The organism is Bacteroides sp. AM10-21B (assembly GCF_003472565.1).
In the GTDB taxonomy this organism is placed as follows: domain Bacteria; phylum Bacteroidota; class Bacteroidia; order Bacteroidales; family Bacteroidaceae; genus Bacteroides; species Bacteroides propionicigenes.
Genome location: NZ_QRME01000001.1, coordinates 126852 through 151224, shown reverse-complemented (window position 1 = coordinate 151224; position 24373 = coordinate 126852). Strand labels below are relative to the sequence as shown.

Here is a 24373-nt window from a genome sequence, read left to right as displayed (position 1 = left end):
TAATACGAATATGAAAATGCGAAAAACTCTTTTCTTTTTATGCGGCTTACTTTGTTGTATATTGCCGCTGGCAGCGCAAAAGCCTGCAACAAACCCTGTAATTTATGCTGATGCGCCGGATATGTCTATGTTGCGTGTAGGGGATACCTATTACATGAGTAGCACCACAATGCATATGTCTCCGGGAGTTCCTATCATGAAATCTAAGGATTTGGTAAATTGGGAGTTGGTGAATTATGCTTACGATACGCTTGCCGATATGCCTGCCATGAATTTGGACAACGGTGAGAATACCTATGGACGTGGGTCGTGGGCGAGTTGTCTTCGCTATCACAAGGGATTGTATTATCTCTCTACTTTTGCTCAGACTACGGGTAAAACATACTTTTACACCACTAAAAATCTTGAAAAAGGACCGTGGAAGTGTACGGAGTTCTCTCCTGCCTACCACGATCATTCTTTCTTCTTTGATGAAGACGGACATATCTATATGATATATGGCAATGGAAAACTATTTCTGACAGAATTGGAATCGGACCTTTCAGGTGTAAAACCGGGTACTGAACGGGTGTTGTTAGAGAATGCCAGTGCACCGGCCGGAGATAAAATTATGCTGGGAGCTGAAGGGTCACAACTTTTTAAAGTAAATGGAAAGTATTATCTTTTTAATATTACTTGGCCACGTGGCGGAGTACGTACTGTAATTGTACATCGTGCCGATAAGATAACAGGACCTTATGAAGGTCGTGTTGTGTTTCAGGACCGTGGTATTGCACAAGGAGGATTGGTAGATACGCCGGACGGACGCTGGTTTGCTTATTTATTTGAGGATTGCGGTGCGGTAGGACGTATTCCTTATCTTGTTCCGGTGGAATGGAAAGACGGATGGCCGGTATTAGGCGTAAACGGACGTGCTCCTGCCAAATTGAACTTGCCGGATAGTCGTGGATTAATTCCGGGCATTGTGAATTCTGATGATTTTAACAGAAAGAAAGGGGAACGCGCTTTACCGCTGGTGTGGCAATGGAATCATAATCCGGACAACTCTCTTTGGTCCCTTTCTGCCCGCAAGGGATATATGAGGTTGACAACAGGGCGGATAGAAACCTCTTTTACACAAGCCAAGAATATGCTGACGCAGCGTACTATCGGTCCGGTTTGTACAGGTTCAATCAGTCTGGATGTTTCTGGTATGAAAGAAGGAGATTTTGCCGGGCTTTCCCTTTTCCAGCGTAAATATGGGCAGGTCGGTGTTAAAGTTACCGATGGTAGAAAATACATTGTGATGGTTAATGGAGGGTATGAGAAACCTATGGAGGTGGAGAAAGTGCCGTTGGACCAGTCTGTTGTTTACTTCAAGGCAGAATGCGATTTTAGGAATAGAGTTGATAAGGGATACTTCTATTATAGTTTGGATGGAAATCATTGGAAAGTAATCGGTAATGTTCTGAATATGGAATATACGCTTCCGCATTTCATGGGCTATCGTTTTGCTTTGTTTAACTATGCTACTAAGGAGACGGGCGGATATGCCGATTTTGATTATTTCAAGATAGAAGATCGTATCTCCGATTGCCGCCGGGCAGATATCAGTTATGCGGACGACAAGCTGGAGGGGCACAAATTGGATATATACCTACCCGATACGGGCAAGCCGTCTTATAAAGTGGTAGTACTTATTTACGGTAGTGCATGGTTTGCCAATAATATGAAACAGGCAGCTTTTCAAGCTCTCGGTAAGCCATTGCTCGACAAAGGCTTTGCGGTGGTTTCCATTAATCACCGTTCGAGTGGGGATGCCAAGTTTCCGGCACAGATTAATGATGTGAAAGCGGCTATCCGTTTCATCCGTGCCAATGCTGCCAAATATAAGTTGGATACTTCTTTTATAGGAATTACCGGATTTTCATCAGGCGGGCATTTGGCTTCTTTGGCAGGGACTACGAATGGTGTGAAATCTTATACGGTAGGGACTGAGACTGTGGATTTGGAAGGAAGTGTAGGGGCGTATTCCTCTTTCAGTAGTAGTGTGGACGCAGTAGTTGATTGGTTTGGTCCGATAGATATGACACGTATGGAGAACTGCAATACTACCAAAGGTGGGGATTCTCCCGAAGCGGCTTTGATAGGGGGGAGTCCTGCTGATAATTTGGATATGCTGGCTCTTCTCAATCCCGTTACCTACATAGATAAAAATGATCCTAAGTTTATTGTTATTCATGGCGAAGCGGACACTGTGGTTCCCAATTGCCAGAGTATGTTTTTCTCCGAAGCTCTAAAGAGGCAGGGACGCTTGGACGAATTTATTTCTGTTCCCGACGGGCAGCATGGCCCTGTCACTTTCAATGAAAACACTTTTAAGAAAATGACGGATTTCTTTGCGAAGGAAGCCGGAATGTAGGGGAATATATGTAACTCAAATGAATATGAATAAGTTTGTATTTCTTTTTACTATATTATCGTTGGGGATATGTAACGTAAAGGGTAATTCTTTAGATGTGGCTACAGGACGGGAAACTGTCAATCTGAATAGAGAATGGATGTATAAGATTGGCGATTATGAGAATGCGAAACAACCGTTATATGATGATACGTCATGGGAGCCGGTAGGCTTGCCACATTCTTTTAGTATCCCTTACTTTTTGTCTAAAGACTTTTATGTGGGATATGGTTGGTATCGGAAGCATCTTAAGATGGATAGAGCCGATATGGATAAGAGATTGTTCTTGGAGTTCGACGGTGTATTTCAGGAGGCAGAAATATATGTCAATGGACATTTGGCCGGAAGCCATGTGGGAGGATATACCGGTTTCAGTATTGATTTTACACCGTACGCAGTGGAAGGAGATAACGTAGTGGCAATAAGGGTCAACAACTTATGGCGCCCTACGGTAGCTCCACGAGGAGGCGAACACGTTTTCAGCGGCGGAATTTATCGTAATGTACGTTTGGTGAAAAAGCATACGGTACATTTGGACTGGTGCGGAACAGTAATCACTACTCCTTCGTTGGAGATGAATGGAGGGAAAGCATCGGATGTACAGGTAAAGGCTTGTGTGAGAAATACGGGTAGTAAACAAGGTGCTTACACGTTAATGTTGGTCGTGAGAGATAGGCTTGGTCGGGTGGTGGCGGAATGTTCCGGAACGGAAAAAATCAGTGCGGGCAAATGTTGTATTTACGACTTGAAAACGCCCGAAATCAAGTTTCCCGAACTTTGGTCACCCTATAGTCCGTCACTTTATACTTTGGAGAGTAAGCTTTATGCCGGAAAAAGATTGTTGGATGCAGAAGAAATTGTATTCGGATTTCGTTGGTTCAAGTGGACTGCAGATGAAGGATTCTTTCTTAACGGACAGCACTACTACTTTAGAGGAGCTAATGTACATCAGGACCAGGCCGGATGGGGAGATGCTGTAACTGATGCCGCTGCATATCGTGATGTATGCCAGATGAAAGAAGCCGGCTTTGATATGATTCGCGGATCACATTATCCTCATTCTCCTGCTTTCTCCGATGCTTGCGATCGTGAAGGTATGTTGTTGTGGTCAGAAACCCCTTTTTGGGGTACGGCAGGTCCAAAAGTTGATGGCGTATGGACTGCAGGAGCATACCCTGTGATTGCAGCTGATACGGCAGCATTCGAAGCTAATGTACTGCAACAGCTGGAAGAGATGATACGTATTCATCGAAATCATCCTTCGGTATTTGTATGGAGTTTGTGTAATGAGCCTTTTTTTACAGATGGCAGGTCTCTTCCCGGTGTAAGGCGATTGTTGAGACGCATGGTGGATGTGGTACATCGGTTGGACCCTACTCGTATGGCAGCTGTTGGAGGAGCTCAACGACCGTTGGGTACTGAACGGATAGACTTGATAGGTGATGTAGCCGGGTATAACGGTGACGGGGCTAATATTGATGATTTTCAGGAACCGGGTGTCTCATCAGTTGTATCAGAGTATGGAAGTGTAACAGCCGACCGTCCGGGAAAATATGCACCGGGCTGGGGCGACCTTGCACGTGATGAAGGTTGGAAAGGTCGTGAATGGAGGAGCGGACAAGCTATTTGGTGTGGTTTCGATCATGGTAGTATTTTTGGTAATGATATGGCAAAAATGGGAATTGTGGATTATTTCCGTTTGCCTAAACGTTCATGGTACTGGTATCGCAATGAGTATGCAAAGGTTGCACCACCCCAATGGCCGGTGGCGGGAAATGCAGCACGTTTGCAACTGATAGCTTCAAAGTATGATAAGATAAAAATAGATGGTACTGATGATGTACAACTTACGGTACTCGTACTTGATGCAGATGGTCGTGAGTTGAGTAATAGTCCTATTGTTACACTACGTATACTTTCAGGTCCGGGCGAGTTTCCCACAGGGAAGTCTATAACGTTTGCTCCGGATAGTGATATTCGTATTCAAGATGGCAAGGCAGCTATAGCATTACGTTCGTATTATGCAGGTAGCACATTGGTTGAAGCTTCTTCACCAGGGCTTCAGCCTGTTTGTATAACGTTGGGTTTTACCGGTACGGCTGTTTATAAGAAAGGAGAAAGTCGTGAAGTGGAAATTCGTCCATATGTGCGATATGTTAATAAATCTGAAAAGGATTCTTTGCAAACTTACGGCGTTAATAATCCGACATTCTCTTCCAGTTCGCAGGAAGGACATTCTGCAGGATTGGCTGCAGATGGAGATAAAGACAGTTATTGGCAACCTTCGGATAATGACAGCTCGCCTTATTGGATGTTGGATACAGAACGCGGATTGCAGCTTTATAGCGTAGTGGCCGAGTTTGTGGAGAATGTAGGTTGCTGTTTTAATGTTGAGGTTTCTGCAGATAAGATTGTATGGCAAACGATTGGTAACTATGATTGTTCTTCTAATGGAGTACGGAGAGTAGAGATTGTTCCTGAGCAATTGATAAAAATGCGCTTTGTACGTTTTTTGTTTACAGATCGGCAAAAAACAGCAACGCCAAAGTTATCGGAAGTTAGAATAACAGGAAGTCTGCCGGAATAGGACTTTCTTGGAAAATATGCCGGCAAAACACGATATTAAATGACTGCCACATGATAGTAAAATACAAACTATCATGTGGCAGCACATTTATGGGTGTAAGATGTTTTACAACTTAACCTTTATTTTCTTTCCTGTATAAGTTACAGTCTTACTATTACCGTCTATCGTTTTCACAATGAATTGCCGCTTTTGCAACATACCGTTGTATTCTCCTTTTCGTGCACCGATTGTAAGAGTCTTGTTGGCATTATTCCAGTTCATCGGAATTTCGGTATAAGCTCCGTTTTCATAATTATAATTATCTCCTTCGTCCTCATAAAGGGTGAAACTTCCGTTATCGCCGGGGTATATGCATAAAGTCAGATTATCCCACTTCTTTTCACCTGTGTACTGTACTTCCGGTCCGAATGGAACAATACTTCCGGCACGTACGAAGAGAGGAATACGGTTGATTGTAGTGGAAACAGTGAGATTCTGTCCACCTTCTACGGCTTCATTTGTCCAGAAGTTATACCACCGGGTATCGGCAGGCAGATAAACCTTCATGCTCTTAGGCTGGGTAAAGTCTGCAAACAGAGGTGTCTCAATTGTTTTTTTATTGTCACGATTCCAACCTTCGTTTTCCTTGAGATTCTTTTGTTGTACTTCCGGGGTATATTGGGCATGAAGCACCGGCGCAACAAGAAATGCCTTACCGAACATATATGCGTTGTTTACATTCCATGTTTGTTTATCATTTAAGAAGTCCATGAAGAGTGCACGCATAAAAGTAGAGCGATTGTGTGTTACATCCCAAGAAGTGGAATAGATATAAGGAAGCAAAGTGTAACGTAGCTTAACAGCATCAACTAAAGCATCATAAACAGGTTCCCCCGCCTTGCCATACCAATAGAATTCACGGGGGACATCGGCACCATGACTGCGCATCATTGGACAGAATACGCCAAATTGTAACCAACGGACATAAAGTTCCTGATACATTGGATTACGGGTGGCACTGTTGTCTGCCCAACTTTTATTGTATGAACCGGCAAAGAAACCACCGAGGTCGGAATTCCAGTGTGGCATACCGGTCAGTGAAAAATTGAGTCCTGCCGTTATCTGTTTACGAAACATATCCCAAGAGGATTGAACATCACCGGACCAAACATTAGAACCGTAACGTTGCTGTCCCAAGAAACCGGAACGGGTCAGGATAATGACACGTTTGTCTTGCGTCAATGCACGTTGATGATCGGAAACACCGCCTACACTAACGAGTGGATAGGCATTACGTACACTGCGGTAAGAGCCAAGACCGGTTTGACGATCGAAATCGCTTTCTTTGTGGTTAAAGTGATCGGGTTCTGTAGAATCCATCCACCATCCATCCATGCCAAGTTGGAAGATTCCTTTATTGAGATGCTCCCAATAAATGTCGCGGGCTTTAGGGCTGTAAGCATCATATACACGTACTCCGGAAGGGTATTCCAAGTTAGGTGGCCATCCGTCCACACCGGATTGCGGCCATGTTTCGATGTCAAAGAGTAATCCTTCTTTGTCTAATGCTCTGTAGGGCTTGGTGGCAGGACCGAATGATGACCAAATGGAAATCATCATACGGGCATTTAAGCCATGTATCTCGTCAATCATATCTTTGGGACGGCTAAAGGCGGGATTCTGAAAATCCATAGCATTCCAAAGATAATTATGTCCCCAATATTGCCAGTCTTGGATGATACAGTCCAATGGAATCCCCAATTCACGATATTTCTTCACGACTCCTACTGTCTCTTCTTGGCTTTTGTATCGTTCTTTGCTCTGCATGAATCCATAACTCCATAACGGCATCATCGGCACATCACCGGTCAGTGTGCGTACTTCGGCTATAACTCCGTCGGCAGAACCACCGTACATGAAGTAATAGTCTATGCAATCTCCTACTTCAGAACGGAAAGAGGTTTCTTTCTCATTGTCTGTATATGTAGTACCTGAATAGTTGTCCCAAAACAATCCATAACCTTTAGTGGACTGGAAGAAAGGGGAAACGTCTTCCACATTGCCTTGAACAAGATGTTTAGTTATGCCACGTTGCATCATTTGTCCGTTTTGTAACTGCCCGAGTCCATAAAGCCCTTCTTCTTTGTCTGTTGTGAAGCCCTGATAAACGGTATACGTAGGGCGTCCGGCATCATTGAAAGGTGTAAAAGCTTTGTTGTTTTCCTGTTCGCTAAGTAATGTATCACCGTTAGGCTTGCTATAAGTTATAATACCTGTTTGGATATTGAGGGTTACCGTAAGCGATAGGCTCTTCATAACAATATGGTCATTTCCGGAAGTGGTAACTTTAATACCGGAATTGATAGGTTGGGCAATGACGGAAAGGCTTTTCTTTTCTACATTTTTGCCTTGGGGAGTTTTTAGTACGCGAAGACTGTTAGGACCGAACCACTGAATTTCCACATCGGTTTGTTTACCGGAAATAGTGGTTTTGATGCCCGATAAAGTCTTTTGAAACTCTTGTGCCCATGTCCATGACACAAATAGGCATAAAGCCATGATTGTAATACTTCTTTTCATAATTGGTTATATGCTGTTTTTTTAAATTATAATTTATGGAATTCCCACCAGTCCAGCATGAACAGATTCTTTTGCTGTAATCGGTTTCCTTTAAAGACGAAATAGAGGTCATGTACTCCTTTGACATTTTTAACCTTGGTTTCAAATACGTTTATTGCGTCTTTGGTATTGGTTATATGAACTGTTCCTATACACATCCCTTCTTCCGAGTCTATACGGATTTCGATGGAACCGCCATAGAGATGACAAGAGGCAGCTACTTTGAATAGGTTCGCTCCTTTTTGGAAGTCTACGCCTTTGACCATCAAATATTCGCCTTCGTCTATACTGGTTACTAATTGGTTGCATCGGTCGCTACTCCATATATTCTTAGGCGTGGTCTTCAATCCATATCCCCATGCCATGGTTTCGGCTTCTACTTTGCGATAAGGATTAAAACTTTCAATTTGCTCTAATTTACAATCCTGGAAATAGGGGAGCTCGCGGATTGTTCCGTCTGCATTGTATTGCATTTCGGCTACAGAAACCGAACGGCGCTCTGCATGACGGCTGGTCTCAAGTCGGAAAAGGTCATAGTTCAGTCCAAAGCAATAGGACTTGCCTTTATAATCAATAATACCGGGATGATTTCCGCGGGTTCGGGGGGTATGGTCCATGATATGTCCTTTGTATTTCCAGGGACCGGTGGGATTGTCGCTCATGGCATAACCGATACCTTCGGGGCAACATGTTGAGGCAAATGCCATATAGTAGTGCTTACCACGTTTATAGAACCAAGGACCTTCCTGATAGTCTTGTATCTTGGGAAGCTTTACAATGTCACTTGCGCAAGAGATCATGTCTTTGTTGAGTTTGACATAATAAAGATTCGGATTTCCCCAATACATATATGCTTGTCCGTCATCATCAATAAAAACGCTGGGGTCGATGTCATCCCAATGTTCTTTTTGCCATACAAGCGGCTTGCCTATCGGATCTTTGAACGGACCATAGGGGGAGTCGGCAACCAGTACGCCGATACCATGCCCGTGGATGGGACAATACATATACCACTTTCCATTACGTTCTACTACACATTCGGCCCATGCTCCGTTATCGCCTTTGTACCACTCGAAATCTTTGAGTGATGCCACAGCTCCACGGTCTTGCCAATTCACCATATCGGTAGAAGTGTACAACAGCCAGTCTCTCATTTTAAAACCTTCCGCATCGTCTTCGTCATGGGTTGTATAAAGGTAAACGGTGTCATTGTGTACTATCGGTGCCGGGTCGGCTGTGTACTTTGTCTGGATAACAGGCATGTTCAATTTGGGTAACATGCTTTCTGTGTTTTGTGCCGTTACCCAGCCGGATATTAGAAGTGATATGCCGGCAATTCCTACTTTTACATTTTTCATGATATATTATTTTTATGTTTGAATGATATTGCAAAAGTAGCCTGAAACCATTTGAACATCGATTACGAATGTTGCAGAATCCAACACTCTCGTTGAAAAGGGGGGGACTTTACCGATTTTTCCATTGGTTTACGTACTGTGAAGGGCGCATGCCAAATTCTTCTTGAAAACACTTGCTGAGATAACTGGAAGTACTGAACCCGACAAGGTCGGCAACTTCAGCTACTGAGTAGCCTTCTTTCAGAAGCTGGGCAGCTCGTTTTAGGCGTATGGAGCGAATAAAATTGGTAGGTGTCTTTCCCACTACCGAAATAAGCCTGCGATACAATCCGGTTCGATCCATTCCCATATCACGACTCAATACTTCTACCGAATACTCAGAATTGTCGAGGTTCTGTTCTACAAATTGTAACACTTTTCGGAGAAAGGCTTCATCGGCAACCGATAATAGAGAATTGTCTGATGCAGGCTTTTGAGCCGTTTTAAGTAATTCTTTCCGTTTTTCTTGCTGCTCCAGCAATTGGCGCATATTGATTAGTAACTCTTCTTGTGTCCATTCATTTTCACCAGGTGACAAAGGGGATAATATACCTTCTGAAAGCTGGTTGATTAATTCTCTCAGTTCAGTAGCATTAGTTCTGATTTTTTCAAGTTGCAACTTGTCTTTTCCTTCGTTCATGTATTTCAGTATACTGTCCAAAGGAGAAATTATTCGGTTGATAGGTTCTTTCAGCTCTTCATGGACATTTTGTAGAAAAGTGGTTTTCATCTCATCTAACTTTTCTTTTTGGTCACGCTGCATTTTCCGGCGTTTATGTTGTATATATATAATGGTAAAGAGCAAGATGCTACCTATTGTCAGTAGAACATAGAATATATAGGCATATGTTGTTTTCCAAAATGGAGCTTTTACAGTAATCCTCATTTCTGCATATTGGTCCGACCATACCTCGCTATTGTCGGCAGATTGCACTCGGAAAATGTAGGTTCCGGGAGGAATGTTGGTATAGGTGGCGTATCCTTTACCGGTGGAAGAACGGATTTCTCTTTCGGAATGATCAATACCTGTCAGTTGGTAGCGATAGTATGTCTGTGTGGGATTGATATAATTCAAAGCGGAAAATTCTAAAGAAAAAAAGTTCTGATTGTGGTTCAGTGTGATTTCTTTAGTTTGGGTAATAGGTTGAGATAGTATTTGGTTGCCATTGTAACTTTTATTATTTTCTATGTTTTCTCCCAATAATTCCAGCCCTGTAAATAAAGGAATTGAGTATGTTTTATTTGTTGTAATAGGAGCTATTATGAATTTGTTGAATCCATTGATTCCACCCCAATAAATTGTTTTGTCGGTTGCTGTAAAAGTGGAACGTTCACAAAATTCATCAGTTATAACACCGTCGTATTGGTTGAAATTGGCGAATGAGTAAAGTGCCGGCTTTTGCAAATCACTGGAGGTTATACGCGTTATTCCGTTGGAAGTAGATACCCAGATTGTATTGTTGTCGGTCTGAATAATGGAGCGTATGGAGTTGTTTACTAGCCCGTCGGTTGTATAGAATGTCTTTTGCTGTCCGGTATTTGGGTTCCATAGTAATAATCCGTCTTCCAAGCCAATCCATAATTGCTTTCGACTGTCTGCCATAATGGAATTGCATGTATGAGAAGTGGAGTTAAAGTGATATTCTTTCTTTTTATGGTTATAGATGAACCACCCTTTCCGTTCAATGCCTGCCAAGCAGTCTTCTCCATAAGGAACCAATTGGTAAATGGTAGAATTGCTTATTTCGGGTACTCTCGTTACTTTTTCAAATTTTTTGGTTTCGGGAGTAAATGTTCCGAATCCTTGATTGTCAATACATATATATAATGTTTTATCCGGTAGTTGCATGATGGAACGGATGGAATGTCCGGGCAATATATACTGTTTGGTGCTTCCTTCCGGTGTTATGCAATATAATCCCTGTCCGCTAGTGCCCAACCAGATGCGTTGCTGGCTGTCTTTAAATAGAGTATTGCAATGAACAGAGGAGAACTCTTGTGAGTATAAGGTTACATTGTCGTCGGAAGGTGTGTAGTAAAACAAACCTTTCTTCGTTCCTATTAATATATTTTCTTTCTCATCCGCAGTAAAAGCGGTTATGGATATGTTTGCATCTGTGGAGGTGGGAAATAGGCTGTTTCCGATGTTTTGGAAACGGAAACGGTTAGGGTGATAGTAGAGTATTCCCTGATTCAGGGTTCCTAACCACATTCCTCCTTGATAATCGTTATAGATAGTGCTTACTTCTGTATGTATAGTACGCCCGTCCACCAATTTGAGGTTAGGTATATATTGTTTCTTTACTAATCCGGCATCAATGTTCCATAATCCCATATGGCAACTGACCCATATGCTGCCATCTTTATCAATAGATAGACTGTTCAGCCAATAGTCGGTTTGAAGTACAATATCCCATTTCTTTCTTATTATATCATAATTTAGCATGACTCCGCCTCTGTTGCCATTACGCAGCTGAAAGAAAGTATTATTGCCGGGGACTACGTAAGAAGTGTTTTCGTACTTTCCCTTGGGAAGTTCGTCGGGTAATTTTTGCCTGTATATTTCTGTGCATGATTCAAGATTATAGCACACCAGTAAACCGGAACGGTAAAAAAGGTATAGTTGGTTCTCCACTACACCAAGGTCATAAAGTTGATCGATACCATCACCCGTCGAGGATATATGGGGCAGAAAAGTTTTAGCTTTCATTCTTTCCTTGTTTACACGGATTAATTCATCTTTATCGTTTATGACCCATATATCCTTGGTTTTATCCATAAAGAAATCTTTTAAAGGAGAAGTAATACCCAATGTGGCGAGTAAACTGTCCGGTTGTGTCACAAAACATTCACGCTTTATATCCACAACCATTAGTTGATGTTGGTTTTTGATCCATACATATCCATGAGAGTCTATGTATTCGTGATGGAAGCCTGAGTATGCAGATAATGGACAAATATGTTCCTCATTATAGTGTAAATAGCTGAAGTCTGTTCCATCGTACAGATTTAATAAGCCTTCAGTTATTATCATTATGCGACCATCCGTTAATTGGGCTATATTACGTACCCTGTTCCCGGCCAGACCGACTGTCCCGTTAATCGGAGTAAAGACACAGTATTTTTCTGCGATGACAGGTAATGAAAGAAATAGAAATAGTAAATTAATTATGTATTTCATATTGCGTGTTTCTCTTCGAGGACAAAATTATGGAAACTTTTATTATACTCGATGATTTCAACAAAGTTTTTGGCGAAATATGGTTTTATGATGGCTTTTAATGATTTTAGACGAGAGATATGTGGAAAAGGAACCAATTTGTAACATAGACGAAAGTTTCTGAAACATGGTTTGAATGTAAATTGACAAAGGATGCTTTCCTTTGCAATATATCGTTAACTAAAGAAATAATCTAAAAAGAAATGGTAAAGCATATTTTATTTTTTTGTGTATTCGTTTGGGCTACTACCAGTGTATTTGCCGGAGAAAATAAATTGTATAGTCCGGATGGCAAGTTGTGTGTTACTGTATCAGATGAAGGGGGGATGCCTTCTTACAGTGTGGTATATGATGGAACAGTGTTTCTGCAGAAGTCTCCATTAGGGCTTAATACGAATCTTGGTGATTATACTCGGCAAATGACCTTAAGTAGGGTTGGTTCGTTATCATCTGTCAATGATAAATATCATCTTCTAACAATCAAGAATAGCCGTCCGCAATATCAGGCAAATGTACAGACTTATACATTTTCTAAAGAAGGGAAGGCTATATATGATGTTGTCTTTCATGTTGGTAATCATGATGTTGCTTTTAAATATAAAGTTTATCCACAAGATAATATATTGTGTTGTATAGTAAAACAGGAGGCTACAGGCTTTGTACTTCCTAAAGGTAGTACGACTTTTCTTTGCCCGCAATCGGCACCGATGGGAGGATTTGCAAGGACATCTCCGAGTTATGAAACAGGTTATACTGTAGATGATGTACTGGGGAAGAATGGCTGGGGACATGGCTATACATTCCCCTGCCTGTTCAAGAATGAAGATAAGGGATGGATTTTGATTTCTGAGACCGGAGTTAGCAGTGCATATTGTGGAAGCCGTTTATTTGGGAAAGAGGGGGGATTATATACAATCGGTTTTCCGCAAGAAGGCGAATATAATGGAAATGGAACTGTGGCACCGGGTATAGCATTGCCGGGAGAAACTCCTTGGCGTACTGTTACTGTTGGTAACACGTTGGCACCGATAGTGGAAACAACCGTTGCTTTTGATGTAGTGGAACCATTATATGAGGCTTCTCGGGAATTTCAATACGGTTGTGGTACATGGAGTTGGATTATTGGTGGCGACAATAGCATGAATTATGATGAACAAAAACGCTATATTGATTTTAGTGCAGCTATGGGGTATGGTTCTGTATTGGTTGATGCGTTATGGGATGTCCGGGTAGGACGGGAGAAAATTGCAGAATTGGCTAACTATGCTGCATCTAAAGGAGTAGCACTTTACCTTTGGTATAATTCCAATGGTTATTGGAATGATGCCCCTCAATCTCCCAAGGGAATTATGAACAATACGATTGCGCGCCGGAAAGAGATGAAATGGATGCAAAGTATCGGTATACGTGGAATAAAAGTTGATTTTATTGGTAGTGATAAGCAAGTAACTATGCAGCTTTATGAAGATATTCTTGCAGATGCCAATGATTACGGCTTGATGGTTATTTTCCATGGTTGTACATTGCCTCGAGGATGGGAACGGATGTATCCTAATTTTGTGGCGTGTGAAGCAGTACTTGCCAGTGAGAATCTGCATTTTTCTCAAGGTAGTTGCAATGCAGAAGCATTCAATGCCTGTTTGCATCCGTTTATACGTAATACGGTAGGAAGTATGGATTTTGGTGGCAGTGCTTTGAATAAATATTATAATGCAAAGAATGAACCGGGAGGAAGCCGTCGTGTAACTTCTGATGTATTTGCATTAGCTACGGCTGTTCTGTTTCAGAGTCCTGTACAGCATTTTGCTTTGGCTCCTAATAATTTGACAGATGCTCCTGTTTGGGCTATGGATTTTATGAAAACAGTTCCTGCGCTTTGGGATGAGGTGAAGTTTATTGATGGCTATCCGGGAAAGTATGTAGTGCTTGCCCGCCGTCATGCAGAAACTTGGTATATTGCCGGAGTAAATGCGCAGAAAGAGCCATTGAAGCTGAAAGTAAAACTCTCTATGGTTGATGCAGGAAAAGAACTAATGATGTATAGTGATAATAAAAACTTGGAAGGAGAGTTGCAAATCGTAAAACTAAATAAAAAACAGGAAATACAAATTACTATTCCTTGCAATGGCGGAATGGTGATGGTTAGTCGGTAACTTAGAACGTGAATGTGGACGTTATCTTAAAACTTATATTTTATGGCAAACACAAAAAAAATGAAAACAGTTTTGGCAGCTTTATTATTGGCTCAGGCAACAGCTTTTGGACAAACAGTGATACCTTTGGTGTACGATAAAGAGTGTATGAACGATAATTACCAAATTCCTGAGATGCCTTCCATTGACAAATTACCCGAAATAGCCACTCTTCCCGATCCTTTTGCATGGGCTGACGGAAGTGGGAGATCAATGGATTTTAAAGATTGGGAACGTCGCCGTTTTGAAATAGCCTGTCAGTTGCAGCATTATGAATTAGGTATGAAGCCTGTTGTTTCAAAAGATAGTATAGAGGCAACTTTAGATAACGATACATTGCGGGTCGTAGTGCACGAAAATGGTGAAACATTGTTATTGACTGCCCCTATTAAATATCCTAAAGGTGACGGTCCTTTTCCTGCTATTATCGGAATAGGCAGACCTACAGGTTCTCTCCCATATCAGTTGTTTGATAAGAAAAGTATTGCGCAGATTACGTTTAATTTTGCACAAGTCATGTCTCATACGCAAAAACGTGGTACTGAACCGATCAATCGTTTATATCCTAATCAGACAGATATGGGGGCCTATTGCGCATGGTCATGGGGAGTCAGTCGACTGATTGACGGACTGGAAAAGCTTGGAAAGAAATCTCGTATTGATCTTTCTCATTTGGCTATATCCGGTTGCTCATTTGCCGGTAAAATGGCTTTGTTTGCGGGAGCTTTTGATGAGCGGATTGCATTAACTATCGCTCAGGAACCTGGCGGTGGAGGTGTTGATGCTTGGCGTGTCTCTGAAACTTTGGGAAATGTGGAGACTCTGGGACGTACGAGTTATGCATGGTTTTTGGAGAGTATGCGGCGATTTGCCGGTAATAATGTAAATCGTCTTCCTATTGATCATCATGAACTGGCAGCTTTGATTGCTCCTCGTGCTTTGTTGGTGCTTGGAAATACTGATTATGAATGGTTGGCAGAGGAATCGAATTATGTGTCTTGTCAGGCTGCGCGAATGGTATGGAAGGCTTTTGGAATAGAAGATCGTATGGGATTTTCCATTCAGGGGGGGCATATGCATTGTATGCTGCCTGAAAGTCAGTATTCGGAAGTGGAATCTTTCATTGATAGATTTTTATTGGGTAAAACAAATGTGGATACATCTGTTACTAAAGCGGAGGCATTTGGAGATATAGACTATTTAAAGTGGATGCCTTGGGCTGTAACAGATTTGGAACAATTAGGCGGTAATGGGCAGCCTTATAATAGAGGTGCTTTTGAAACAAGGCAGTATCGTAATCTTTTTGCAGAGTTAGGCTATAAGCAGAAAGACATAGATAAGAAACTAAACTCTGTATTTGAGAGTGTTTTTTATGGACCGGATAAAGTCTATTTTGAGGTCGGAGACTCGATGGCTTATATCAGTGACATAAAAAATCATGATGTACGTACAGAAGGAATGTCTTATGGATTGATGATTGCAGTCCAGTTTGACAGGAAAGATATTTTTGATCGTTTATGGCGGTGGGGGAAGAAATATATGCAGCATCAGGAAGGTCCTCTGAAAGGATATTTTGCATGGAGTTGCAAAACGGATGGTACACGTAATGCTCAGGGGCCGGCTTCTGACGGAGAACTTTATTATGTAACATCACTTATTTTTGCTTCTAATCGTTGGGGAGATAAAACGGGGATTAATTATCTTGCTGAGGCGCAAAATATTTTGGATTGCTCTATGCAGAAAGTTGGTATGGATCGTGTAGCACCCTTTATTAATTTGGAACATCAGTTGATAACATTCACACCGGATCGTTTTGGAGGACGGTTTACAGATCCTTCTTACCATGTCCCCGCTTTTTATGAGGTATGGGCTCGGTGGGCAAAAGACGGCAGAAGTGAGTTTTGGCGAGAGTGTGCTCGGAAAAGTCGTGAATATCTACATAAAAGCATTCATCCTGTAACAGGGCTTAATCCTGATTATAATAATTATGATGGTACTTTGTTGGGTAGTAAACGGGTTATAGGAGATGCTTTTCGTTTTGATTCATGGCGTGTACCTATGAATATAGCACTGGATTATTCGTGGGCATGTGCAGATAAAAAGTGGCAACAAGAATATGGAAATAAAGTACAAAACTTTTTTTATACTCAAGGTATAGATACTTTTGTAGATCAATATAACGTGGATGGTACATCCGTAACAGAATTGTTGGGAGCCGGAGGTTATAAAAAGTTGAGACATTCATTGGGATTGGTTGCTACTACGGCTGCGGTATCGTTAGTGTGTACGCACGATAAGAGCCGTGAATTTGTCGATCGTTTGTGGAATGCCAAACATATTCCTTATGATGATGGATATTTCGATGCTTATTATGATGGATTACTTCGTCTATTTGCTTTTATGCATCTGAGCGGGAATTATCAAATTATATTTCCGAAAGGATATTAACTACTATAAACTTGAAAAACGAGAATGAAAAACAAAGTGATTAATTTATTGCTGGTATGCCTGTTTTTAGGAGGTTGCTCAGCATTGTATGCGCAAGATAAGAATTTCCATATTTATTTGGCTTTCGGCCAATCGAATATGGAAGGTAATGCAAGGGTTGAGTCACAGGATAGCATAGGAATAAGTGAACGTTTCCTGATGATGTCTGCGGTAGATTGTCCCGAACGTGGGAGAACAAAAGGGGAATGGTATAAGGCTGTACCACCGTTAGCGCGTTGCCATACAGGATTGACCCCATGCGACTATTTTGGACGCACTATGGTGGATAATCTGCCGTCGAATATAAAGGTAGGTGTTATCAATGTGGCTATTGGTGGTTGCCGTATTGAGTTGTTTGATAAAGAAAATTATGCGGAACATATTGCTTCTCAACCTGATTGGCTGAAGAATATAGTGAAGTCATACGATAATAATCCCTATGGTTGGTTGGTAGACCTCGCGAAAAAAGCACAGAGAGATGGAGTAATAAAAGGAATTTTAGTACATCAGGGAGAATCAAATACCGGTGATAAAGAGTGGCCGCGAAAACTGAAGGGCGTTTATGAAAACTTATTGGCAGATTTGAACTTGAATGCAGCAGAAGTGCCTTTGTTAGTAGGAGAAGTGGTACATGCTAATCAGAAAGGTATCTGTGCGAGCATGAATGAAATTATAGATACGCTACCACAGGTGATTCCTACCGCACATGTTATTCCGTCTGCAGGCTGCCCGGCAGCTGGTGATAATTTGCATTTTACAGCTCGGGGGTATCGTATGCTTGGTGCTCGTTATGCTGAAGCTATGTTACAGCTATTGGGCTACAAGGCACTGATAAATAAGCAGGAAGCAACCCGGATGAAACTGTGGTATGCAAAACCGGCACATCGGTGGGTAGAAGCGCTGCCTGTTGGTAACTCTCGTCTGGGAGCTATGGTCTATGGTGGTACGGATAAGGAAGAAATTCAGCTTAATGAAGAAACTTTTTGGGCCGGTGGACCTTACAGTAATGATAATCCGAAAGGAAAAGACGCTTTGGCTAAAGTGCGTGAGCTTGTATTTGCTAATCGCTTGACAGAAGCACAAAAGCAGATAGATGAGAGTTTCTTTACCGGGCAACATGGTATGCGTTTTCTTACAATGGGGAGTCTATTCATTAACCAACCTGAACATAAGAAAGCTGAAAGTTACTATCGTGAACTGGATATAGAAAATGCCATAGCCGTAACCCGTTATGTGGTGGACGGAGTTACTTATACGCGTACCATATTTTCATCATTTACGGATGATGTAATTGTTGTGCGTATGGAAGCTGATAAACCGAAAGCGTTGAACTTTGATTTGAGTTATAATTCGCCATTAGAACATATGGTAACGGCGAAAGGAAATGAGTTGATTGTAAAATGTAAGGGTGTTGAGCAGGAAGGAATCCCTGCCGCGTTGGATGCCGAATGCCGTGTATTGGTAAAGCATGACGGAAAGTCTGGTAAATCGAATCAATCTGTAATTATTAATCAGGCTACCGTAGCTACTCTTTATATATCTGCAGCGACAAATTTCGTGAATTATCATAATGTGAGCGGTAATGCCTCAAAACGTGCTTCTTCTAAGTTGAAACAAGCTGTAAAGACTCCCTATGAACAGGCTCTTGCCAATCATATAGATACTTATAGAAAACAGTTTGACCGTGTGAAGTTCTCCATACCTTCTACCGAAATGTCTGCGCAGGAAACAGACAAGCGGGTTGCAGCTTTTGCTGATGGAGATGATCAGAATCTTATGACACTGATGTTTCAGTATGGTCGCTATTTGTTAATTTCTTCTTCACAACCGGGAGGTCAGCCGGCTAATTTGCAAGGATTGTGGTGTGGTAGTGTAAATGCTCCTTGGGACAGTAAATATACGATTAATATCAATACAGAAATGAATTATTGGCCTGCTGAGGTTACAAATCTATCGGAAAACCATCAACCTCTTTTTGATATGATAAGTGAGTTGAGTATAACTGGCAAAAAGACGGCTGAGACTCTTTATGGAGCACGTGGTTGGGTGGCTCACCATAATACGGATTTATGGCGTGCCTGTGGTCCGGTAGATGCCGCTTATTTTGGTATGTGGCCTAATGGAGGAGCTTGGTTGGCTCAACATTTGTGGCAACACTATTTATTTACCGGTGATAAAGAATTCTTACGCCAATATTATCCTGTAATGAAAGGTGCAGCTGATTTCTATTTGAGCCATTTAGTGAAACATCCTAAAAACGGTTGGTTAGTAACAGCTCCTTCTGTATCACCTGAACATGGTTATGCAGGTTCCTCGATTACTGCCGGATGTACGATGGACAACCAGATTGCTTTTGATGCACTTTATAACACAATGCTTGCTGCTCGTATATTGGATGAACCTCAATCATATCAAGATTCATTAGTTACTGCTTTCAAGCAATTGCCACCTATGCAGATAGGACGTTACAATCAGTTGCAAGAGTGGTTGATAGATGCTGATAATCCTCGTGATAATCATCGTCATATTTCGCATCTCTACGGATTGTATCCCAGTAATCAAATTTCGCCGAGGCTTAATCCTGAACTTTTTCAAGCTGCCAGAAACACGCTTTTACAGAGAGGTGATGCTGCGACAGGATGGAGCATTGGTTGGAAGATAAACTTTTGGGCACGTATGCTTGACGGTAATCATGCTTATAAAATTATAAAGAATATGCTTCGTATTCTTCCGGGTGATGACAAACAAAAGGAATTTCCCGAAGGTCGTACTTATCCCAATTTGTTTGATGCTCATCCGCCTTTCCAAATAGATGGTAATTTTGGATATACGGCAGGTGTAGCCGAAATGTTATTACAAAGTCATGATGGAGCAGTACAATTGCTTCCTGCTTTGCCTGAAGAATGGAACGAAGGAAGCATCAGTGGTTTGGTAGCCCGTGGTGGATTTGTTGTTGATATGCAATGGGATGGGGCACAGTTGCTTAAGGCTAAAGTATATTCGCGTATTGGTGGTATATTACGCATTCGTAGTTATGTACCTTTAAAAGGAGAAAATCTAAAACCTGCCAAAGGTGACTGTCCGAATATGTTGTACGCACCGGCAGAGATTGCAGAACCCTTACAGTCAAAGAACTTGAATGTACTTCAGTTACCCATACTTTATAAAGTATACGAATATGATGTGGAGACGGAACCCGGTAAAGAGTATTTGTTTGAGAGAGCTGGATTGAATTGATAAAATGTTATAGAAGTAGTATCAATATGAACTTAAAAAAAATAATTATTTCTATTGCTTTGCTTATTTTCTCATTGGGGATTATCGCACAGCAGCAGGAGATTTTCAATAATCCGGTAATTAACGCTGATGTACCAGACCCGTCGATGATAAGAGTGGGTGATTACTACTACTTGGTAAGTACTACTATGCACTTGATGCCTGGTTGTCCGATAATGCGTTCAAAAGATTTGGTACATTGGGAAACTATTAGTTATGTATTTCAAAAACTTACTGATTTGCCTCGTTATGACTTGAAAGAGGGTACAGTGTACGGTCGCGGACAATGGGCATCAAGTATTCGTTATCATAACGGGCAGTTCTATGTGTGGTTCTCGCCTAATGACGAACCTCATCGGGGGTATATCTATACAACAAAAGACCCGGCAGGTGAATGGACTTTAGTCTCTCGTCCGCCTCATCACCATGATGCGTCTTTACTTTTTGATGATGATGGTAAGGTTTATCTCTTTTATGGAACAGGGCAATTGCGTCAACTAAAGAGTGATCTTAGCGATGTAGAACCCGGTGGTATAGACATGAAAATATTTGAACGGGATGCAGATGAGCAGGGACTGTTGGAAGGAAGCCAGGCATTCAAATACAATGGAAAATATTATCTGATGATGATTTCGATGGACTGGAGTATACCGGGAAGACTACGTCGTGAAGTATGTTATCGGGCTGATAAAATCACCGGTCCGTATGAGAAAAAAGTTATCCTTGAAACTGAGTTCCAAGGATACGGAGGCGTGGGACAAGGTTGCATCGTTGATTCACCTGATGGTAATTGGTATGGATTTATTTTTCAGGATCGGGGAGGCATAGGACGTGTGCCCACTTTGATGCCTTGTCGCTGGGTAGATGGCTGGCCTATGTTGGGTGACGCCGAAGGACGTGTTCCTGAATCAATGCTAATGAACACTTTTCCGAATGAATGCAAGGGAAGTATTATGGGGAGTGATGATTTTAGTGATACAAAATTGAGCCTTAACTGGCAGTGGAATCATAATCCGTTAGATGATTGTTGGTCGCTGACTGAGCGTCCGGGTTTTTTGCGTTTGAAAACAGGACGGGTAGTAGACAATTTGTTTTTGGCTCCTAATACTTTGACACAACGAATGAACGCTCCCGAATGTAGCGGAATAATAGCAATGGATGTGTCAAAGATGAAAGATGGTGACATCGCAGGTTTTACGGCTTTCAACGGCTTATCCGGAGTACTTGCTGTCTTAAAGGAAAATGGAGAAAAACATTTGGTAATGTCTACTCAGTCTGTTAGTCTGTCAAAAAAAGATAAAAGAGTGACGGATGTAAAGGTAGAGGAAAAGGAGCGTGTGGCTTGTAAAAAAGATTTAGTTTACCTTCGCATTGACGGTGACTTTGCAAATAAAAAAGATGAAGCTACTTTTTACTATAGCTATGACAATAAGGAGTGGATACGAATCGGGGAGCCCTGTAAGATGATTTTTGATTATACCAGATTCTTTATGGGAAGTAAGTTCGCTATTTTTAATTATGCAACGAAATCTTTAGGCGGTTATGTAGATATAGATTATTTTAAATATGATAAATAAAAGGAATGCACTATGGAAATGAAAAAATGTTTGGGAATATTGTTACTCTCAACTTTGTGTTTGGATGCAGGGGCTATAGATAATAAGGGGATAACCTTTAATCAGTTGGCATCCGATAGATTTACGCTTGTAGAAAACGGTACTCCTAATGCCATATTGATAGATGAGTTGGAAGATGCCGGTGTAATGATAGCTGCGAAGAATCTTCAGAGTGATTTTAAGAAAGTAACAGGTAAGGCGGCTGATTTGGAATTTGAACCACGTGCAAAGCGTATGGTTATAGTAGGTACTCTTAAAAGTCGTTTTATAAAAGAACTTGTGAAAGCGAAGAAGATAGATGCTTCATCGCTGAATGGTAAGAATGAAAAATACCTGATGACAGTAGTGACCGCTCCTTTAAAGAATGTGGAGGAGGCGTTGGTTATTGTAGGTAGTGATAAACGAGGAGCAATTTACGGAATATATGAGTTATCAGAACAAATAGGTGTTTCTCCTTGGTATGATTGGGCTGATGTTCCGGTTATTCCCCAGCAGAATTTATCTATCGTTCGCGGAAATTATACGGCAGGAGAACCGGCTGTGAAGTATCGCGGTATTTTTCTGAATGATGAAGCTCCTTGTCTGACCGGTTGGGTGAAACACACATATGGTACAAACTATGGTGATCATCGTTTCTATGCACGTGTATTTGAATTAATTCTGCGCCTGCGTGGTAATTTTATGTGGCCTGCCATGTGGAGTTGGAGCTTTTATGCAGATGACCCCGAAAATAGCAGGACAGCCAATGAGATGGGAGTTATTATGGGAACCTCTCACCATGAACCTATGGCACGTAATCACCAAGAATGGGCGAGAAAACGTAAAGAGTATGGTGTGTGGGATTATACTTCCAATCAGAAAGTGATTGACCGTTTCTTTCGCGAAGGTATTGAACGTGCTTTAAATACGGAAGATTTGATAACAATTGGTATGAGAGGTGATGGTGATACCCCAATGGGTGGAAAGGAAGGAGAAGATGATAAATATGTACCGCGTGATAAGGAGAATATGCGTTTAATGGAAAAAATCTTCAAAAACCAGAGACGTATTATCAAAGAGGTGACTGGAAAAGCTCCTGAAAAACGTCCGCAAGTATGGGCTATTTATAAAGAAGTGCAACGTTATTATGATATGGGGCTTAGAGTGCCGGATGATGTTATTATGTTGCTGAGTGATGATAATTGGGGAAATGTACGCCGTTTACCGAATGCTGAAGAAAGGAAACATCCCGGAGGATGGGGTATATATTATCATGTAGACTATGTGGGGGCACCTCGTAACACTAAATGGCTTAATGTGACTCCGATTCAGAATATGTGGGAACAGTTGCAACTGACGTATGATTACGGGGTTGATAAATTATGGGTACTCAATGTCGGCGATTTGAAGCCGATGGAATATCCTATTACTTTATTTCTTGATATGGCTTGGAATCCTAAACGTTATACTGTTGATAACTTGTTAGACCATCCACGTCAATTCTGCGCTCAACAGTTCGGTGAAGAACAAGCGGGTGAAGCTATGCGTATTTTGAATTTATATAGTAAATATGCCGGCAGAGTTACAGCTGAGATGCTTGATTGTGAAACTTATAATTTAGAGACCGGAGAGTGGAAGCAAGTGTCAGACGAGTTTATAAAACTTGAAGCGGAAGCATTGCGCCAATATATGGCACTCAAACCGGAATATAAAGATGCGTATAAGCAATTGATTCTTTTTCCGGTTCAGGCTATGGCCAATTTGTATGAAATGTACTATGCACAAGCCATGAACCATAAACTCTATAAAGAGAATAATCCGCAGGCTAATTATTGGGCAGATAAAGTTGAAATGGCTTTTAAGCGTGACAAGGATTTGTGTTACGATTATAACAATGTAATGTCGGGTGGTAAGTGGAAGAACATGATGATACAGAAGCATATCGGTTATACTTCTTGGAATGATAATTTCCCAGCAGACAAGCAGCCGGAAGTGTATCGCATAGCAGAACCTAAAGAGACTGGTGGATATGTCTTTAAATCCCAAGACGGTGTAGTGGCAATGGAAGCCGAACACTATTTTGAGAAGAAGGACGCTGCCGAGGCACAATGGACAACTATCCCATATATGGGACGTACGTTGAGTGGAGTGGCTTTGATGCCTTATTCTAAGGATGTTACAGGGGCCTCTCTTGCATATAGGATGGAAATTCCTAAAGATGTTACGGAAGTTAATGTTCACGTCATAGTGAAGTCAACGTTGGCTTTTCATGATGTAAAAGGACATAAATATGAAGTAGGGTTTAATGGTGGTAATGTGGAAACAATTAACTTCAATGCAAACTTGAACGAAGAGCCGGAGAATGTATATAGTGTATTCTATCCGACTGTTGCCCGGAGGGTAGTTGAAAGTCAAGTGAAACTGAAACTTCCTGAGACACAGGATAATATTCAAACTCTTATACTGAAACCATTGCATCCGGGAATCGTGTTTGAAAAGATAGTAGTAGATTGCGGCGGATACCAGAATACTTATTTATTTATGGATGAATCTCCTTGCAGAAGAAATAAATAGATATTTT

10 protein-coding genes are annotated in these 24373 nt (G+C 41.5%); 7 read left to right on the top strand and 3 right to left on the bottom strand.

Annotated features, from left to right (window positions below; translation table 11 throughout):
• The first annotated feature begins 10 nt into the window (after positions 1-10).
• Both DW121_RS00505 and DW121_RS00500 read left to right on the top strand, forming a co-directional pair.
• Entirely contained in the window at positions 11-2401 is a 2391-nt protein-coding gene (locus DW121_RS00505; protein ID WP_117711223.1) for a family 43 glycosylhydrolase, read from the top strand.
• Positions 2402-2426: 25 nt separating this feature from the next.
• Positions 2427-5027: a glycoside hydrolase family 2 protein gene (locus DW121_RS00500; RefSeq protein ID WP_118322922.1), complete on the top strand. Its 2601-nt coding sequence runs from the start codon at positions 2427-2429 to the stop codon at positions 5025-5027.
• A 105-nt stretch (positions 5028-5132) separates the two neighbouring features.
• Here the strand turns inward: DW121_RS00500 and DW121_RS00495 are convergent, their stop codons facing one another.
• From DW121_RS00495 to DW121_RS00485, 3 genes are all read right to left on the bottom strand, one after another.
• Complete coding sequence (locus DW121_RS00495) at positions 5133-7586, bottom strand: TIM-barrel domain-containing protein (RefSeq protein WP_187119988.1); 2454 nt, start codon at positions 7584-7586, stop codon at positions 5133-5135.
• Positions 7587-7612: 26 nt separating this feature from the next.
• A complete protein-coding gene (locus DW121_RS00490; RefSeq protein WP_118322700.1) occupies positions 7613-8983 on the bottom strand; it encodes a glycoside hydrolase family 43 protein in 1371 nt (456 codons plus the stop codon).
• Between the two features lie 109 nt (positions 8984-9092).
• Positions 9093-12203: a two-component regulator propeller domain-containing protein gene (locus tag DW121_RS00485; RefSeq protein WP_118322698.1), complete on the bottom strand. Its 3111-nt coding sequence runs from the start codon at positions 12201-12203 to the stop codon at positions 9093-9095.
• Between the two features lie 242 nt (positions 12204-12445).
• On the opposite strand from DW121_RS00485, the gene DW121_RS00480 reads away from it, so the two are divergent.
• The 5 genes from DW121_RS00480 to DW121_RS00460 are packed head-to-tail and all read left to right on the top strand — an operon-like array spanning position 12446 to position 24366.
• Complete coding sequence (locus tag DW121_RS00480) at positions 12446-14395, top strand: glycoside hydrolase family 97 protein (RefSeq protein ID WP_118322696.1); 1950 nt, start codon at positions 12446-12448, stop codon at positions 14393-14395.
• Positions 14396-14437: 42 nt separating this feature from the next.
• A complete protein-coding gene (locus DW121_RS00475; protein ID WP_117711227.1) occupies positions 14438-16882 on the top strand; it encodes a glycosyl hydrolase family 8 in 2445 nt (814 codons plus the stop codon).
• Between the two features lie 24 nt (positions 16883-16906).
• Positions 16907-20158: a glycosyl hydrolase family 95 catalytic domain-containing protein gene (locus tag DW121_RS00470; RefSeq protein WP_187119987.1), complete on the top strand. Its 3252-nt coding sequence runs from the start codon at positions 16907-16909 to the stop codon at positions 20156-20158.
• A 26-nt stretch (positions 20159-20184) separates the two neighbouring features.
• Complete coding sequence (locus tag DW121_RS00465; RefSeq protein WP_118322921.1) at positions 20185-21774, top strand: glycoside hydrolase 43 family protein; 1590 nt, start codon at positions 20185-20187, stop codon at positions 21772-21774.
• Positions 21775-21786: 12 nt separating this feature from the next.
• The gene (locus DW121_RS00460; RefSeq protein WP_117711228.1) at positions 21787-24366 is read left to right on the top strand and encodes a glycosyl hydrolase 115 family protein; all 2580 of its coding nucleotides are present in this window, start codon (positions 21787-21789) and stop codon (positions 24364-24366) included.
• Positions 24367-24373 lie beyond the last annotated feature (7 nt).

Bases quoted from the DNA above. Each gene is read 5' to 3' on its own strand.
- DW121_RS00470 (WP_187119987.1), top strand. From the start codon at position 16,907: ATGAAAAACAAAGTGATTAATTTATTGCTGGTATGCCTGTTTTTAGGA.
- DW121_RS00480 (WP_118322696.1), top strand. From the start codon at position 12,446: ATGGTAAAGCATATTTTATTTTTTTGTGTATTCGTTTGGGCTACTACC.
- DW121_RS00475 (WP_117711227.1), top strand. From the start codon at position 14,438: ATGGCAAACACAAAAAAAATGAAAACAGTTTTGGCAGCTTTATTATTG.
- DW121_RS00500 (WP_118322922.1), top strand. From the start codon at position 2,427: ATGAATAAGTTTGTATTTCTTTTTACTATATTATCGTTGGGGATATGT.
- DW121_RS00460 (WP_117711228.1), top strand. From the start codon at position 21,787: ATGGAAATGAAAAAATGTTTGGGAATATTGTTACTCTCAACTTTGTGT.
- DW121_RS00495 (WP_187119988.1), bottom strand. From the start codon at position 7,586: ATGAAAAGAAGTATTACAATCATGGCTTTATGCCTATTTGTGTCATGG.
- DW121_RS00465 (WP_118322921.1), top strand. From the start codon at position 20,185: ATGAACTTAAAAAAAATAATTATTTCTATTGCTTTGCTTATTTTCTCA.
- DW121_RS00505 (WP_117711223.1), top strand. From the start codon at position 11: ATGAAAATGCGAAAAACTCTTTTCTTTTTATGCGGCTTACTTTGTTGT.
- DW121_RS00490 (WP_118322700.1), bottom strand. From the start codon at position 8,983: ATGAAAAATGTAAAAGTAGGAATTGCCGGCATATCACTTCTAATATCC.
- DW121_RS00485 (WP_118322698.1), bottom strand. From the start codon at position 12,203: ATGAAATACATAATTAATTTACTATTTCTATTTCTTTCATTACCTGTC.